The 899-nt window shown below is 66.7% G+C and carries 1 pseudogene; it reads left to right on the plus strand.

The features are described from left to right. Positions 1-899 (plus strand): annotated as a pseudogene (locus tag CXX84_RS18905) (pyruvate dehydrogenase (acetyl-transferring), homodimeric type); the annotation flags it as partial.

Genomic DNA, 899 nt, shown 5'->3' on the forward strand with positions numbered 1-899 from the left:
GCGGGTCCGTCCCGGAGCGCAGGTCAAAGCACCAGGCCATCACCCTGCCCGACGCCAAGTCCTACGAAGTGGCCAAGCGCGGCTCGGGGAAGCAGCAGGCGGCCACCACCATGGCCTTCGTCCGGCTCCTCAAGGACCTGATGCGGGACAAGGAATTCGGCAAGCACATCGCCCCGATCATCCCCGACGAGGCCCGCACCTTCGGGATGGATGCGTTCTTCCCCACCGCGAAGATCTATAACCCCAAGGGACAGAACTACCTCTCCGTGGACCGGGACCTCGTCCTGGCCTACAAGGAATCCCCCGCCGGCCAGCTCATCCACCCCGGCATCAACGAAGCCGGCGCCGTCGCAGCATTCACCGCCGCCGGCACCGCCTACGCCACCCACGGCGTGCCGCTGATCCCGGTCTACGTGTTCTACTCCATGTTCGGCTTCCAGCGCACCGGCGACGCGTTCTGGGCCGCAGCAGACCAAATGACCCGCGGCTTCATCATCGGCGCCACCGCAGGCCGGACCACCCTCACCGGCGAAGGCCTCCAGCACGCCGACGGCCACTCCCCCCTCCTGGCCTCCACCAACCCCGCCGTGGTCACCTACGACCCCGCCTACGGCTACGAAATGGGCCACATCATCCGCGACGGCATCGAACGCATGTACGGGCCGGACTCGGAGGACCGGAACCTGATGTACTACCTCACGGTGTACAACGAACCGATCATCCAGCCCGCCGAACCGGAGGAACTGGACGTCGAAGGCGTACTCAAGGGCATCTACCTCGTGGCACCGGCAAAGATCGACGGTCCCCGGACCCAGATCCTCGCCTCCGGCGTCTCCGTGCCCTGGGCCATCGAGGCCCAGCGCATCCTCGCCGAAGACTGGTCCGTTTCCGCCGGTTCG

Source organism: Arthrobacter sp. AFG7.2, assembly GCF_002892835.1.
Taxonomy (GTDB): domain Bacteria; phylum Actinomycetota; class Actinomycetes; order Actinomycetales; family Micrococcaceae; genus Arthrobacter.